The sequence below is a fragment of the Kitasatospora sp. NPDC005751 genome (assembly GCF_040630835.1).
Classification (GTDB): Bacteria; Actinomycetota; Actinomycetes; order Streptomycetales; family Streptomycetaceae; genus Kitasatospora.
The window spans coordinates 36,145-49,832 of sequence record NZ_JBEXYC010000033.1 but is presented as its reverse complement, the minus strand read 5'-3'; the positions used below and the strand labels follow the sequence as shown (position 1 = coordinate 49,832).

Sequence of the window (13,688 nt, the reverse complement as noted above, 5' to 3'; positions counted from 1 at the left end):
CCGGCCGGTCAGGCGGGTCCGGCCGGTCAGGCCGGCTCCTGGGCGCGCTCGGCGTCCCGGGCGGCGATGGCGGCGGTGATCCGGAGCAGGTCGGCGGGCCGGGTCGGGTCGAGGCCGGTGAGGACGGCCACCCGGCGCAGCCGGTAGTCGACGGTGTTCGGGTGCAGGTGCAGGGTGCGGGCCGTGTGGCGGCGGTTGAGGCCGCCGGCCAGGTGGGTGCGGAGCGTGGCGAGCAGTTCGCCGCCGTCCTCCAGGGGCGCGAGCAGTGAGGCGAGCCGGGATCTCGCCTGGCTCGGCCGGCTGAGCTGGTACTCCAGCAGGACGTCGTCCAGGCGGTGCAGCCCGGGCGGGCGGGCGAAGGCCCGCGCCACCTCCAGCACTTCGGTGGCGAGCACGGCCGCCGCCGCCACCCCGGCGGGTGCGGCGACGGCCGCCCCGGCCCGGACCGGGACCCCGGCGGCCCGGGCGGTGCCGGCCACGGTGTCCGCGAGGCGCTGCCACATGTCGGCCGGGACGGCGTCCGGCCGGCACTCCAGCGGGATCAGCACCGGACCTCCTGAGGAGGAGAGCGCGGTGAGCGCCGACTGCCGGGTGCGGTGGTCGAGTTCGGTGCGCAGCCGGCGCAGCTTGCGGTGGCCGGCCACGGTCCGGTCGACGCCGGGCGCCCGCTCGTCGGGGTGGTCGGCGACGGCGAGGCAGAGCACGGCGTAGGAGGGCGGCAGCCGGAGGCCGGCCCTGGTGGCGGTCTCCTCGGCGGGGGCGCCGTCGAGCAGCGCGGTGAGCAGGGCGAGGCGGGCGACCCGCTGCTCGTCGGCGAGGGTGCGGCGTTCCTCGACGTACCCGGCGCCGGCGGCGGAGGTGGCCTGGCGGAGCTGGTCGAGCAGCAGCCGGTTGAGCACCAGCAGGTCGGCAGCGTCGTCGTCGTGGGCGTCCCTGGTCACCAGCTCCCAGCAGACCTCCATCCCGAGGTGGTGGGCGAGCAGGACGGCGTCCAGCGGCAGGCCCTCCTCCGCCCGCCGGGCGGCGGCCTCGCGGACGGAGGTGAACTCCTCGTCGTCGGCGGGGTTCCCGGTGCGGACGGCCTGGGCGAGGGCGCGGATCCGGCGTTCGGTGACCTGGCTGAGTTCGCCCGCCACCTGCTCGTGCGGCAGGCGGCGGTAGGTCGGTACTCGGGCGAGCAGGGTGGCGATGACGGCCTCGACCAACTCGGGTACGGCGCCGAGCAGCCGCTGGTCGGCGGGCACTCCGCCGATCAGCGGGATCCGCCAACCGGGGGCGCAAGCGGGTGAATTGTGACCGGTCACAGAAAACACCGTCCAGGTCTGGGGGACACCCAAGGGCCGGGCCGGAGGGGCGACCGCATGATGGAGGCACTCGGGTTACCTGTTGGTAACAAACTTCCGTTGTGGAGGCAACAGTTGAGAACCCCACTTCTCCGCTCCGCCGCCGGACCGGTACGCCGCAGACTCCTCGGAGCACTCGGCTCGGCCCTGCTGGCCGGTGCGCTGCTCGCCGGCGCCCCCGCCACCGCCGCGCACGCCGCACCGGACGCGACCCCCACCGCGTCCGGCGTGGCGGCCCAACTGCCCCCCGACGGCGACTCGGTGGCCTCGCCGCCGGGTGCCAACGACTGGGCCTGCAAGCCGACGGCGGCCCACCCCGATCCGGTGGTCCTGGTGCACGGCACCTTCGCCAACCGCTACGAGAACTGGCTGGTGCTCTCGCCCCTGCTGAAGAGCCAGGGTTACTGCGTCTTCGCCCTGGACTACGGCATGGTCCCCGGCATCACCTCCTCCGGCAGCGGCCTGGTGCTGCCGATCGGCGGGCTCGGTCCGGCCGCCGAGTCGGCCGCGCAACTCGGCCGCTTCGTCGACCTGGTGCGCGGCGCGACCGGCGCGGCGAAGGTCGACCTCGTCGGCCACTCGCAGGGCGGCATGCTCCCGAACTACTACGTGAAGTTCCTCGGGGGTGCGTCGAAGGTCGACAAGTTGATCGGCCTGGCGCCGTCCAACCACGGGACGACGCTCGACGGCATCGCCAACCTCGCCCCGTACCTCCCCCGGGTGGCCGAGCTGATCTACACGGCCTGCCCGGCCTGCAAGGACCAGGTGGTGGACTCCGCCTTCAACCGGAAGATGGCGACGGTGGCGGACACCGTGCCCGGCGTCCGCTACACGGTGATCTCGACCGTGTACGACGAGGTCGTCACGCCGTACCGGACGCAGTTCCTCAGCGGCCCGAACGTGAACAACGTCGTCCTGCAGGACCGTTGCCCGCTCTCGCTCGCCGAGCACGTGGCCATCGCCTTCTCGCCGACCGCGTTGCACCTGGTCACCAACGCGCTCGACCCGGCCCACGCGTCCCCGGTGTACTGCGGCTGACGCGCCGTCCGGCCGCCGGGTGCGGCGGGCCGCCCGCACAGGAAGTCGGACCCGCCGGCTTCCTGTGCGGTGGTGTGTCCTGGGCGGGTGTGCCGTGCGGTGTCAGGCGGGCGGCGAGCGGAAGGTGACGGCGGCGGTCACGCCGTCGGGCCGGAGCTCGTACGGGCCGGGCCCGGCCGCCAGGGCGGCGTCGTAGCGGTCGAGCACGGTGTCGCCGACGGTGGCGCGGCCGGCCAGGCAGACCAGCAGGACGGTGCCACCGGCCGGGACGTCCACGGTGCGCGGCCCGGTGGTCAGCGCGAGGTCGGCGCTGGTGCGCCCGCGACGGGTCATCACGTTGAAGTCCACCACCGGGCCGCCGAGCAGTCGGCAGCCGGTGTCGGCCTCGCCGGAGAACGCGAACGGGCGGAACGGGGTGTCGACGAGGTGCTCGGCACCGTCGACGGTCAGGGCCATACCGGGGCCCTCGACCAGGGTGATCACCCGGTCGACACCGGGGAACGCGGAGAACGGCCCGGCGGAGGCGATGTCGGCGAGGCTGACCCGCCAGTCGAAGGCGTCCAGCCCGGCCCCGGCGGGGAACCCGGCGACCTCCCTGGTCACCCCGCCCCCGTTCAGCCACGCCGTCGCCGGGCGCTCGTCCGCCCGCAGTACCTGGATCCGCCCGGTCGTCGTCATGGCCGCATCCTGTCACGGGGCGGGACGCGGGAGTGCGCCCGGAGGGTCCGGGGCTGCCGGGGGCGCTCGCCGGGGGGAGCACGGGAGACCGCCGGTCCGCGGACCGGCGTGCGGGGGGCCGCCGCCGAGGAGGTCGGCCGGCCGTGGGTCGCCCCGGTGGGACCGTGGGTGGGTGGCGTGGTCGGTGGCCCCGACCGGGGGGTGCGCTCGCGGGGATGTGCCGCCGGTCCCGGCGTGGAGCCGGTGGGCACCCGGCCCGCCGGTCGGGAGCCCCGACCGGCGGGAGGTGCCGCGGGCCGTCGTGCGGTGGCCGGCGGCGGGTGCGACGCGTGGTGGGGCGTCCTCACCACCCGCCGTACCCGGCGACGGGCTCCGTCAGGGGGTGCGGCGGGCGGTGAGGGGGAGCAGGGCGGCGAGGACGGCGGCGAGCGCGACCGAGGTGAGGGCGAGCGGGAGTCCGACGGCGTCGGCGAGGAAGCCGATCACCGGCGGGCCGATCAGCATGCCGCCGTAGCCCAGGGTGGAGGCGAGCGCGACGCCCTGCGGGCCGCCGGTGGCGCCGGCCTGGGCGATGGCGAGCGGGAAGATGTTGGCCAGGCCGAGGCCGACCAGCACGAACCCGGACAGCGCGAGCGGTACCGAGGGCGCGAGTGCGGCCAGCAGCATGCCGGCCGCGGCGGTCAGGCCGCCGAGGACGATCACCCGGTTCTGGCCCAGCCTGATGGAGAGCCAGGTGCCGCCGACCCGGCCGCTGGTCATCGCGAAGGCGTAGGCGGCGTACCCGGCGGCGGCCGTGCCGGCACTGGCGTGGACGTCGTCGGTGAGGTGCAGGGTGGTCCAGTCCGCGATGGCGCCCTCGCCGTAGGCGCAGCAGAGCGCGGTGAGGCCGAGCAGCAGGACGAGCAACCGGGCGTGCGGCACCCGGGCCGACTCCTTGGGGGCGGCCGGGGCGGCCGGAGCGGTGCGGGAGTCGGGGGAGGCGGGCGAGGCGGGGGAGTCGGCCGCCCGGCCGGGGGCGACGAGCGGCGCGGCCGGGCCGCGGAGCAGCACGACGCCCGCGCCCGCGGTGACGGCCAGGCCCAGCAGGCCGCTCAGGGCGAGCGCCCACGTGGTGGTGAGGGTGCCGGCGAGCAGGCCGCCGACGCCCGCGCCGAGCAGGCCGCCGAGGCTGTACCCGGCGTGGAAGCTCGGCATCACCGGGCGGCGCAGCTGGGCCACCAGGTCGACGGCGGCGCTGTTCATCGCGACGTTGGCGCCGCCGTACCCCGCCCCGAAGAGCAGCAGGACGCCGCCGAGCGCCGCGACCGAGTGGGCGTGGGCGGGCAGCGGGACGGCGAGGCTGAGCAGCGCCAGCGAACCGACGGTGACCGGTCGCGAGCCGTACCGGAGGCAGAGCCGGCCGACCAGGGGCATGGTGGCGACGGCGCCGGCCGAGACGCAGAGCAGGGCGAGCCCGAGCGCGCTGTGGGAGGCGCTGACCTGGCTGCGGATGTCCGGGATGCGGACCACCCAGGCGGCGAAGAGGAAGCCGTCGACGGCGAAGAAAGCGGTGAGTGCGAGCCGTGCCGCGCCCCAGGGGGTGCCGGAAGCGGCCGGAGTGCTGCGAGACTGGAGGGACGGCCGGTCGACCCGGTCATGGACGTGGATTTTGTTTCGGAGCGGCACAAAGTAACAATAGGGCCGTGCAGCTCACTCCATCAAGTCCGAAGCCCGGCTCCGGGGCCGACCACGACGCCCAGCGTGACGCCCACCGCCGCTCGGCCCCCGATCGCGGTCGCACGCTGCTCGGCCCGGCGCTCTCGCTCATCCACACCGGCCAGACCCCCACCCGCTCGGCGCTCACCCGTGCGCTGGACGTCACCCGGGCCACCGCCGGAGCGGTCACCGCGGAGCTGGAGGCGCTCGGCCTCATCACCGTCGACTCCCGGCCGGCCGGCGGCGGTCGCGGCCGCCCGTCGCACCGGCTGGCCATCGACCCGGCCGGTCCGGTGGTGATCGCCGGCCAGATCCACGCCGACGGACTGAGCGTCACCCTCGCCGGACTCGGCGGACTGCTCGATCCGCCCGTGCACCGGCCGCTGCCCGCCGCCACCGACCCGGTCCGGATGCTGCGCGCCGTGGCCGAGGCCGGCGCCGAACTGGCCCGCCACAGCAGCCGCCGCTGCCTCGGTGCCGCGCTCGCGCTGCCCAACCCGGTCACCGAGCCGGACGGCACCGCGCTCGCCGCCCTGCACTTCGCCTGGCCCAGCGGCACGCCCGTCGCCGACCTGTACGACGTCGAGGTCGGCCGCGCCGAGAACGGCCCGCTCGCGCTGGACCCGCTGCCCACCGCGATCGCCAACGACGCCAACCTCGGCGCCCTCGCCGAGTACCGGCACGGCGCCGGCCGGGGCGCCCGCCATCTGCTGCTGGTCACCTCCGGCCACCGGGGCGTCGGTGGCGCGCTGGTGATCGACGGCCGCCTGCACACCGGGAGCGCCGGGCTGGCGCTGGAGGTCGGCCACCTCACCGTCGACCCGCAGGGCCGCCCCTGCCAGTGCGGCAACCGCGGCTGCCTCAACGCCGAGACCGACCCGGACGCGCTGTTCGCCGCCGCTGGGCTCACCCCCGACCCGGACCGCCCGCTGCTCGACCAGGCCGGCGAGCTCTGCCGGGCCGCCGCGACGGACGAGCGGGCCCGGGCGGCCGTCGAGCACGTCATCGACCGGCTCGGCCTCGGACTGGCCGGCGTCGCCAACATCCTCAACCCGGACCGGGTGGTGCTCAGCGGTCTGCACCTCGATCTGCTGGAGGCCGCGCCGGAGCGGCTGCGGGCGGTGGTCGCCGAGCGCAGCCTCTGGGGGCGCAGCGGCCGGGTGCCGATCGTGGGCGCCGAGCTGGCGCACGGCGCACTGGCGGGCGCGGCCGAGCTGGCGTGGCGGCCCTACCTCGCCGACCCGCAGTCGGTGCAGGCGGGGGCGTAGCGCGGCGGGCGGCGGCGGAGCGCGACGAGGCCCGGTGGCCGTGGATAAGCGGAAGCTGGGGCTACGAAAACCGTCACTTATCGTGACTCTCGTACACTCGTAGTGAGCAACCGGGGGGTTCGAGCGAGGAGAGTGACGATGGGTGCGCAGCTGAGTGCCGAACGGACCGAGGATGTGGACCGCTCCGACGCGGCCTACCGCGGCTGGCTCAAGGAGGCGGTGCGCAAGGTCCACGCCGACGCCAACCGCTCGGCCGACACCCACCTGCTCCGGTTCCCGCTCCCCCTCGACTGGGGCATCGACCTCTACCTCAAGGACGAATCCACCCACCCCACCGGCTCGTTGAAGCACCGGCTGGCCCGCTCGCTGTTCCTGTACGGGCTCTGCAACGGCTGGATCCGGCCCGGCAAGCCGGTGATCGAGGCGTCCAGCGGCTCCACGGCCGTCTCCGAGGCCTACTTCGCCCAGCTCATCGGCGTGCCGTTCATCGCGGTGATGGCCAAGTCCACCAGCCAGTCCAAGATCGACCTGATCGAGTTCCACGGCGGCGAGTGCCACCTGGTCGAGCGCTCCGACGAGGTGTACGCGGCCTCCGCCCGGCTCGCCGAGGAGACCGGCGGCCACTACATGGACCAGTTCACCTACGCGGAGCGGGCCACCGACTGGCGGGGCAACAACAACATCGCCGAGTCGATGTTCGCCCAGCTGCGCCTGGAGCCGCACCCGGAGCCGGCCTGGATCGTCGCGACCGCCGGGACGGGCGGGACCTCGGCGACCATCGCCCGGTACGTGCACTACATGCAGTACGACACCCGGATCTGCGTCGCCGATCCGGAGAACTCCTGTTTCTTCGAGGGCTGGGTCGGCCACGATCCGGACGCGGTCTGCGAGAGCGGCTCGCGGATCGAGGGGATCGGCCGGCCGCGGATGGAGCCGAGCTTCGTGCCCGGCGCGATCGACCGGATGATGAAGGTCCCGGACGCCGCCTCGATCGCGGCCGTGCGGGTGCTGGAGCAGGTGCTCGGCAAGAAGGCCGGCGCCTCCACCGGGACGGGGCTGTGGAGCGCGCTGAAGATCGTCGCCGAGCTGCGGGCGGCCGGGGTGCGGGGCAGTGTGGTCACCCTGATCTGCGACCCGGGCGACCGCTACCTCGACAAGTACTACTCGGACGACTGGCTGGCCGGGGAGCGGATCGACATCGCGCCCCATCGGGCCCGGCTGGAGTCCTTCCTGGCCGGCGGGGCCTGGACCGGCTGACCCGCGGCGGGCGTCACTCCTGCCCCTGGCATCGCCGCGGGCGGGGGTGGCGCTGCTCCTTTTCATGGCTCTATTGCCTAGCACTGCTAGAGTCGATGTCATGTCAATCCAGGAGCGCCGCGGGCGCGAACGCGCCGAGCGTCACCAGCTGATCATTCGAACCGCCCGCGAGCTGGCGGAGTCCGAGGGCTGGGAGGCGGTGACGACCCGCCGGCTGGCCGAGCGGATCGAGTACAGCCAGCCCGTGCTCTACAGCCACTTCGCCGGCAAGGACGCGATCGTGGCCGCCGTCGCGCTGGAGGGCTTCGCGGAACTCGCCGCCGAGCTGCGGGCGGTCACCCGCGGGGCGGCCGGGCCGGCCGGGGCCTTCCGCGCCGTCGCGGGCCGCTACCTGGCGTTCGCGGCGGCCAACCCGGCGCTCTACGACGCGATGTTCGTGCTCGCGACGGACCTGCCGTTCGGCCGTCCGGACTCGCCCGCCCCGCTGAAGGAGGCGTTCGCCGCCCTCGCCGGACCGGTCGCCGAGGTGGCCGGGGCCGAGGACCCGGAGCCCTTCACCGAGGTGGTCTGGGCGGCCCTGCACGGCCTGGCCACCCTCGCCCGGAGCGGCCGGCTCCGGCCGGACCACGCGGAGCCCCGCCTGGCGCTGCTAGTGGACCGGATGCTGGGCGACGAGGCGGCCGCGGAACGCGGCTGAGCGCGGGGGCCGGGCGGGTGTCCACCTGCCCGGCGGACGCTGGTCAGGGCAGGCGGGCCGTCGGCAGGTCGGCGGGGACGAGCAGTTGCAGCTCCTCGGTCGACGGATCCGCGAGGTGGGCGACCCGCATGGCGTGCCGCTCCACCATCGTCTCGAAGACCTGCCGCGCGGTGCGCCCGTTGCCGAAGTTGGGGCCGCGCTCCAGCGTCCCGAAGTGCAGGAGCAGCGCGCCCTCGGTCGCCTCGGCCAGCGCGTACTCGTGCTCGGCGCACTGCGCGCGGGCGATCTCCAGCAACTCGTCCGCGGAGTAGTCGGGGAAGGTGATGGTGCGGGAGAACCTGGACGAGACACCGGGGTTGGCGGAGAGGAAGCGTTCCATCTCGGCGGTGTAACCGGCCACGATGACGACCACTTCGTCCCGGTGGTCCTCCATCAGTTTGACCAGGGTGTCGATCGCCTCCCGGCCGAAGTCCCGGGCCCCGTCCTCGGGTGCCAGCGCGTACGCCTCGTCGATGAAGAGCACGCCGCCGCGCGCCCGGTCGAAGGCGGCCGCGGTGCGGATCGCGGTGGAGCCGATGTGCTCGCCGACCAGGTCCACCCGGGCCACCTCGACCAGGTGCCCGCGCTGGAGCACCCCGAGCGAGGCCAGGATCTCGCCGTAGAGCCGGGCCACGGTGGTCTTGCCGGTGCCGGGGGCCCCCGTGAAGACGAGGTGGCGGCGGAGCGAGGGGGCCTTCAACCCGGCCTGGCGGCGCCGGCGCCCGACCGCGATCAGGTCGATCAGGGTCCGGACCTCCTGCTTGACGGTGGCCAGGCCGACCAGCGCGTCGAGTTCGGCCAGCGCCTCGTCGGCCGGGCGGCAGTCCGGGATCGGCCCGATCGCCGAAGGCGCCGGCAACGCCGGTGCGGTGGACGTCAGTCGGGCGGCCCGTGCGGTCCGTGCGGCGCGGGGGGCCGGCAGCTCGGCGGCCGGAGCGGCCGGGGCGACGTCGTCCGACGTGCAGGCCTCCACCACCGGGCCGGGTTCGGAGAACTCGAAGCCGGCCCGTTCGTTCTGCTCGGCCCGGCAGCGGGTCAGCACGGTGCGGCAGCCGTCGATGATGTGGAAGCCGAAGCCCTTGCCGTGCGAGACCCGGCAGTCCTCGAAGGTGCCCCGGCCCTGGGCGGAGACGTAGACGCCGGCGTCCGAGCTGGCCCGGACGGTGCAGTCGCGCAGGACCGGGTCGGCGCCCTTGGTGACGATCACGCCGGTCGCGACGTCGGAGATCTCGCAGTCGGTGAGCAGCCCGCCGCTGCCGTGGTCGCGGAACCAGAGCCCGGTGCCGGCCTCCTGGACCCGGCAGCCGCTCAGCGTCACCCCGGCGCCGCCGCTGACCGAGACGGCCGAGCTGCGGATCCGGCTGAACGAGCAGCCCTCGGCGGTGGCGGCGGAGTCGCGGTCCAGCACGAAGAGCGCGTCCGGCAGGTCGTGCAGCGAGCAGTCGGTGAGGGTCAGCCGGGCGCCGTCGCTGACCCAGAGGGCCGGGTACTCGCCGGTCGAGCTGTGGATCTCGCAGGATTCGGCGGTGGCTTCGGTGCCCTGGTCCCAGACCGAGAGCGCACCGCGCCCGAAGTCCCGCACGGTGGTGCCGGTCAGCGTGAGCCGGGCCCGGCCGCGCAGGTCGGCGCCGTTCTCCGGCAGGTCGTGCACCCGGCAGCCGGTCAGGACGAGTTCGGCCTCGCTGTCCAGGGTGATCCCGTTGCCGGTGACCCGGTGGATGTCGCAGTCGACCAGCCGGCCGCCGGCGTGGGCCTCGGCCTGGACGCCGCTGCCGCGGATCTCGTAGATCTCGCAGCCGGTCAGCTCGGCGGCGCTGCCCGGGTCGGTCAGGAGCACCCCGGCGCCGGTCGCGTGGTGGACCCGGCAGCGTTCCAGCGCGGCCGTGGCCCCGCCGAGCACGGCCAGTCCGGCCTGTCCGGCGGCGGCGACCTCGCAGTCCTCGAAGGCCGCCGCGGTGCCCTCGCCGCGCAGCCGCAGGCCCAGCCCGGCGGGGTTGGCGACCACGCAGCCGCGCAGGGTGGGCCGGGCCCCGCCGGTGACCTCGACGCCGGTGGCCGAGCGGGTCTCCACCCGGCAGCCGCCGAGCGCGGGCGTCGCCTCCGGGCCGGTGATCAGCACGGCCGGGAGGGAGCTGTCGCTGCCCTCGATCACCAGGTCGCGGACGGTCGCGGCGGCCGTGACGGTCAGCGGGACACCGCTCGGGGGGTCGATCCGGACCGTGCCGGGGCCCTGCGCGGGGACGATCGTGACCGGCTTGTCCAGGACGAGGTTCTCCCGGTAGGTGCCGGGTCGGACGGTCACGGTGTCGCCCGGCTCGGCGGCCGCGAGGGCCTCCGTGAGGGTGTCGTACTCGCCGGCGCGGCGACGCCAGCGGGAGGCGCTGTCCTGGGTGACTCGGACCCTGTGCTCAGCCATGACGGTCTGTCGTCCCCACCTTCATCGAGCCGGCGATCCCATCGGGCCGCACGCGCGGGGTGCGCGGGTGGCCCGCCCACCGTAGCGCGCCCGCGACGGTGCTCCGGCCGCCGGCGGCCGGCCCCGGGCGGGGACCGTTCCGGGTTCCACACATGTTTCAACGAGCGCACACAGTCGGGGTTCCGAACGCGGCGCCGGCGCGGCCGTGTCCGGCGACGGCGCATCCGGGGCGCGGAGCGGCGCCCGGGGCGGCGACAGGGCGGTGTACGGAGGGCCGTTCGTGGCCAAGGCCGGGGCGCCCGGGCCCCCGGAGGGGCCGGCCCACCGGGCGACGGCCGCGCGGACCGCGGGTCCGTCGGCGGCGCGGGCGGGAGGGGCGCCCGCCGCTCGCGGGCGCCCCCGGCTCACACCCGTTCGTCCGTCGGCCAGTGCGCGCCGCCCTCCAGCAGCTCGACCTCGTCGCCGAGCCGGAGCGTGCCGAGCACGTCGCCCCCGACGCCGGCCGGGCGCTCGGGGATCAGGTTCTGCCCGAACGAGGCCTTCTTCAGCAGCCGGTGGTGCCGGGCCAGGGTGCGCAGCGGCTCGGGACCGCGCCGCTCGCCGCTCTCCTGGTCGGTGGTGGTGACCACGCAGCGCCCGCACGGCTTGACCACCTTGAAGGTCAACTCGCCGATCCGGATCCGGCGCCAGCCGTCCTCGGCCCACGGCTCGCTGCCGGAGACGACCACGTTGGGGCGGAACCGGGCCATCGGGAGCACCTCGTGGCCCTCCGGGTGCTCCTGTGCGATCAGCGCGTTGAGCCGGTCCAGCGAAGCGGTGGTGGTGAGCAGCAGCGGGAAGCCGTCGGCCATCGAGACGGTGTCGCCGGGCCCGCCGAACTTCGGGTCGACCGGGCGGGCCCGGGGGTCGTCCAGGTGCACCAGCCGGTAGTCGCCGTTCAGCTGCTCGGCGATCCAGAGCTGGGCTTCCTTGGCGGCCTCGGCGGCGTGGAACCGGGTGCCCCACACCTCGACCTCGGCGAGCGGGTCGCCGGCGGCGGCGCCGGGCGCCGGAACCTCGATCCGGGAGCCGCCGGGGGCGGTCAGCACCAGCGTGCCGTCGGCGGCCGGTTCGGCGCGGATCAGACCGACGGCGGTGTCGTCGCGCTGGCTGACGAAGCGCCCGGTGGCGTCCACCAGCATCCAGCGCCGGTCGCCGGCCAGCCCCCACGGCTCGACCCGGGCCTGCTCGGGGCTCAGGCGGTACATCGACTTGACGGGGTGGATGTGGAGTCCGGTGAGCAGCATCCCCCCATCCTGCCAGCTCCCCCCGGGAGCCCGGCGTCCCGCCCTCCGCGGCCGCCCGGGGCCGGAACGCGCACGGACCGCCCGGACGCCGTGGGGTGGCGGTCCGGGCGGTCCGTGGATGACCCGTTTCTCCGTGCGCCCGGCGCGGGATGACGTCGGGATCGTGCTCAGGTGCTGCGGGCGGGGGCCGGGTGGGGCCGGCCGGGGGTGTCGGTCAGTAGCCCTGCCCCTGGGGCTGGTAGCCCTGTTGGAACTGGGCGGGCTCGCCGTACGGGCCCGGACGCTGCGGCTGCATCGGGCGGACCGGGGCGACCGGGGTGACGGCCGGGCGCAGCTGCGCGCCGCCGAACCCCTGCTCGCCGCCCTGGCCCTGGAAGCCGCCACCGTTCTGGCCCGGGGCGCCGAAGGACTGCTGGCCGCCGAAGCTCTGCTGCCCGCCGAAGCTCTGCGGGCCACCGTGCGGCTGACCGCCGCCCTGCGGCTGGCCGCCGAAGGAGCCGGGCGCGCCCATCGGCTGCGCGCCGAAGGTCTGCTGGCCGCCCTGGCCGGCCCCGACGAAGGTGTTCTGGCCGCCGAAGCTCTGGCCGCCGGAGGGCTGGAAGGCGCCGCCGCCGGTGGCCTGCGAGAAGCCGGGGGCGGGGGCCTGCGGCCGCTGTGCGGACAGGTACGGCTGGGGGGCGCCGTAGCCGGGGGCGGGCGGCTGGGGCGCGGAGGCGTACGCCGGTGCGGGCTGCGCCGGGATGTACGCCGTGGCGGGGCCGGCGGAGGGAGCGCTGCTCGGGCCGGGGCCCAGGGCGAGGCGCGCGGGCGGCAGCGCGGGGAGGTTGCTGCCGGGGGTGTCGTACCCGGTCGCGTACCGGTTCTCGTAGGACTGGCCGAGGCTTGATCCGTAACCGGACGACAGTGCCGGCGGCAGGGCGGCCGGCACGTTGATGGGCGCGATCTGCGGGACACCGCGCTCTGCGACGAGGCTGTCGTAGATGGGCGTGCCGGAGGAGAAGGACGGAGGGGGGTAGCCGACTCCGTCGTAGGAGCGGGGCGAGGTCATGGGGCATACGGTAAGCCCACAATGCGCCTGCTGAGGAGAGTGGGAGGGCGAGCAGTTCGAGTGTTTACACAGTCTTCGCTCGCACAAAAGTTTCGAAAGTGCGAAGAACGGACATTCCGGCGACGACTTCCGGCCAGCTTCGGACCGGGGTGCGCGGTCGAACAGAGCCCGGACTGGGCTGGTGAAGCCCCGTGCGGTGACGGGCCGGTGAACGGTTCCGGGCCGGGCGAAGAAACTTTTGCGGTCAGGGCGTGCGCCGGCGCATTCAAGCCCCCGCCGACTGCGCGGCGAGGGCTCGTGAATGTTTCGGGGATAAAGTCACGGTGAGAGCCGCCGGGCGTGGCAGAACCCGAGGTCAGCGCACCTGGAGCGGCTCCGCCGCGGACTGCGCCGGGAAGCCCGGCCGACCGGCCACCTCGGAGGTGCAGAACGAGCAGCGCACCGCCGCCGCCGGGATCGGGCTCAGGCACTCCGGGCAGTCCGCCTTGGCCACCGGGGCGGGCTTGGCGCCGTCCAGCCGGGCCTGCAGCCGGCCGACCGGGACCACCACGATGAAGTAGATCACCGCGGCCACCAGCACGAAGCTGATCAGCGCGTTCACGAAGACGCCGTACGGGAAGTTCGTCCCGGCCACCGCGAAGGTCTTCTGCGTGAAGTCGCCGACGGCGCCGCTCGCGACCCCGATGAGCGGGGTGAGGAACGCCGTGACGAACCCGGTGACGACAGCGGTGAACGCGGCACCGATGACGATGCCGACCGCGAGGTCCACGACGTTTCCGCGCAGCAGGAAGCTGCGGAATCCCTTGAGCACCGGGTGACTCCAAATCCGTACGGGGGAGGGTGAGATGGGACCGCGGGCCCCGGCCGGACATCCTGCCGACCGGGCGGGGCCGCGGTCCAACCGCGTTCACCCGATCCGCCTA

10 protein-coding genes and 1 pseudogene are annotated in these 13,688 nt (G+C 75.2%); 4 read left to right on the top strand and 7 right to left on the bottom strand.

The features are described 5' to 3' along the window. Positions 1-26: 26 nt before the first annotated feature. Positions 27-1,304: a helix-turn-helix domain-containing protein gene (locus ABZ497_RS25145; protein WP_359808427.1), complete on the bottom strand. Its 1,278-nt coding sequence runs from the start codon at positions 1,302-1,304 to the stop codon at positions 27-29. A 114-nt stretch (positions 1,305-1,418) separates the two neighbouring features. Here ABZ497_RS25145 and ABZ497_RS25140 point away from each other — a divergent pair, with 114 nt between their 5' ends. Next, entirely contained in the window at positions 1,419-2,381 is a 963-nt protein-coding gene (locus ABZ497_RS25140; protein ID WP_359808426.1) for an alpha/beta fold hydrolase, read from the top strand. Positions 2,382-2,483: 102 nt separating this feature from the next. Here the strand turns inward: ABZ497_RS25140 and ABZ497_RS25135 are convergent, their stop codons facing one another. Further along, entirely contained in the window at positions 2,484-3,059 is a 576-nt protein-coding gene (locus ABZ497_RS25135; RefSeq protein ID WP_359808424.1) for a HutD family protein, read from the bottom strand. Between the two features lie 375 nt (positions 3,060-3,434). Beyond that, entirely contained in the window at positions 3,435-4,724 is a 1,290-nt protein-coding gene (locus ABZ497_RS25130) for an MFS transporter (protein WP_359808422.1), read from the bottom strand. 116 nt (positions 4,725-4,840) lie between these two features. Between ABZ497_RS25130 and ABZ497_RS25125 the strand changes: the two genes are divergently transcribed. The 3 genes from ABZ497_RS25125 (at position 4,841) to ABZ497_RS25115 (ending at position 7,976) form a co-directional block, all read left to right on the top strand. Beyond that, the gene (locus ABZ497_RS25125; RefSeq protein ID WP_359808453.1) at positions 4,841-6,022 is read left to right on the top strand and encodes an ROK family protein; all 1,182 of its coding nucleotides are present in this window, start codon (positions 4,841-4,843) and stop codon (positions 6,020-6,022) included. A 138-nt stretch (positions 6,023-6,160) separates the two neighbouring features. Then, positions 6,161-7,279 (top strand): PLP-dependent cysteine synthase family protein, encoded by a 1,119-nt coding sequence (locus tag ABZ497_RS25120; RefSeq protein ID WP_359808420.1) that lies wholly within the window; start codon positions 6,161-6,163, stop codon positions 7,277-7,279. A 100-nt stretch (positions 7,280-7,379) separates the two neighbouring features. Then, entirely contained in the window at positions 7,380-7,976 is a 597-nt protein-coding gene (locus tag ABZ497_RS25115; protein ID WP_352294361.1) for a TetR/AcrR family transcriptional regulator, read from the top strand. Between the two features lie 43 nt (positions 7,977-8,019). Here the strand turns inward: ABZ497_RS25115 and ABZ497_RS25110 are convergent, their stop codons facing one another. The 4 genes and pseudogenes from ABZ497_RS25110 to mscL form a co-directional block, all read right to left on the bottom strand. Then, positions 8,020-10,431 (bottom strand): right-handed parallel beta-helix repeat-containing protein, encoded by a 2,412-nt coding sequence (locus tag ABZ497_RS25110; RefSeq protein WP_359808418.1) that lies wholly within the window; start codon positions 10,429-10,431, stop codon positions 8,020-8,022. 404 nt (positions 10,432-10,835) lie between these two features. After that, on the bottom strand, positions 10,836-11,717 hold the full coding sequence (locus ABZ497_RS25105) for an MOSC N-terminal beta barrel domain-containing protein (protein ID WP_359808417.1): 882 nt from the start codon (positions 11,715-11,717) through the stop codon (positions 10,836-10,838). 670 nt (positions 11,718-12,387) lie between these two features. Beyond that, positions 12,388-12,765 (bottom strand): annotated as a pseudogene (locus ABZ497_RS25100) (DUF6643 family protein); the annotation flags it as partial. Between the two features lie 355 nt (positions 12,766-13,120). After that, positions 13,121-13,576, bottom strand: coding sequence for a large conductance mechanosensitive channel protein MscL (gene mscL / locus ABZ497_RS25095; RefSeq protein ID WP_352294355.1), 456 nt, complete (start codon positions 13,574-13,576; stop codon positions 13,121-13,123). Between the last annotated feature and the right edge of the window lie 112 nt (positions 13,577-13,688).

Excerpts from the sequence above, each read along its gene's own strand:
- ABZ497_RS25135 (WP_359808424.1), bottom strand. The coding sequence starts at position 3,059 with ATGACGACGACCGGGCGGATCCAGGTACTGCGGGCGGACGAGCGCCCG.
- ABZ497_RS25120 (WP_359808420.1), top strand. The coding sequence starts at position 6,161 with ATGGGTGCGCAGCTGAGTGCCGAACGGACCGAGGATGTGGACCGCTCC.
- ABZ497_RS25115 (WP_352294361.1), top strand. The coding sequence starts at position 7,380 with ATGTCAATCCAGGAGCGCCGCGGGCGCGAACGCGCCGAGCGTCACCAG.
- ABZ497_RS25110 (WP_359808418.1), bottom strand. The coding sequence starts at position 10,431 with ATGGCTGAGCACAGGGTCCGAGTCACCCAGGACAGCGCCTCCCGCTGG.
- ABZ497_RS25105 (WP_359808417.1), bottom strand. The coding sequence starts at position 11,717 with ATGCTGCTCACCGGACTCCACATCCACCCCGTCAAGTCGATGTACCGC.